The organism is Kineococcus indalonis (assembly GCF_009906395.1).
GTDB lineage: Bacteria > Actinomycetota > Actinomycetes > Actinomycetales > Kineococcaceae > Kineococcus > Kineococcus indalonis.
The window spans coordinates 1-1,158 of record NZ_JAAALM010000824.1 but is presented as its reverse complement, the minus strand read 5'-3'; the positions used below and the strand labels follow the sequence as shown (position 1 = coordinate 1,158).

At 84.0% G+C, this 1,158-nt stretch carries 1 protein-coding gene and 1 pseudogene; both read right to left on the bottom strand.

What is annotated here, in order from left to right; translation table 11 throughout:
- A pseudogene (locus GTR00_RS21370) lies at positions 1 to 249 on the bottom strand (hypothetical protein); the annotation flags it as partial.
- Positions 246 to 1,158 (bottom strand): alpha/beta fold hydrolase (locus GTR00_RS21365; RefSeq protein ID WP_166613513.1); only part of this gene is annotated, 913 nt, incomplete at its 5' end. The pseudogene GTR00_RS21370 and the gene GTR00_RS21365, both read right to left, overlap by 4 nt.

Below are 1,158 nucleotides of genomic sequence, written 5' to 3'. Positions count from 1 at the left end.
GCCCCCGCACAGCGCGGCCGCCAGCACCGCCGCCAGTGCCGGGCCCCAGCTCCAGGCGGCCCCCAGCGGCACCGCCCACCCGGCCTCCAGCAGCCCGCGCTCGTGCAGCGCCCGCGGCACCCACACCGCCCAGGTGAGCGCCGGCGCCAGGACCCAGAACACCGCCGACGGGTGCCGGCGGGCGCGCCCGAGGACCCCGCCGGCGCGCGCGGGGGAGCCGGCCGCCGCGACGGCCGTCCGCGCGCTCACCGCGAGCCCTCCCGCAGCAGCCCCGCCGTGCGCGCGGGGGCCTCCAGGTGCGGCAGGTGCCCCACGCCGGGCAGCAGCTCGAACCGGGCGCCCGGCACCCGCGCCGCCCACGCCGCGGCGCGGTCCGCGCGCACGCGCGGGTCCTGCGCGCCCTGCACCCACAGCACCGGCACGCGCACCGACGCCAGCAGCCGGCGCCACGCGCCCGTGCGCGCCAGCAGCCCCGTCGTGCCCAGCACCGCCGTCCACCGGAACGCCGCGGCCGCAGCGGCACCGGGCCGAGCGGCCTGCGCGGCCACCTCCTGGGCCGCCGCGCGCAGCGCCGCGCCCGGCACCCGCTCGGGGTGCGGCGTGGCGCCGCGCACCTGCTCCAGCACCAGCTCGCACGGGGTGCGGCGCCCGCTCAGCCGCCGCACCGCCGCGGCCGTGCCGGGGGCGCGCAGCAGCGCCAGGCGCGCCAGCAGCGCGGCGTCCACGCGGCCGCGCACCGGGCGCGGCACCGGCGGGCACAGCAGCACCAGCCGGTCCACCGCGGGAGCCGCGGGAGCCGCGGCGCTGCCGGCGGCGGCCAGCAGCGCGACCACCCCGCCCAGGGAGTGCCCCACCAGGGTCACCGGCGCACCTGCCGCCTCCCGGCGCGCGGCGCGCAGGTGGGCGGCCACCTGCCGGGTCAGCGCCTCCAGCGCCCCGGCCCCGCCGGCGGCGGGGGAGCCGCCGTGCCCGGCCAGGTCGGGGGCGAGCACCCGGTGCGTGCCGGTCAGCCGGGGCGCCACCGCGCCCCAGTTCAGCGCGGAACCGCCCAGGCCGTGCAGGCACAGCAGGACCGGCGCGCCGGGCGGGCCGCCGAAGTCGCGCACCTGCACGGGCGGGTCGAACCCCGGCGCGGGCGAGGGCGCGCCGGGCGACCAC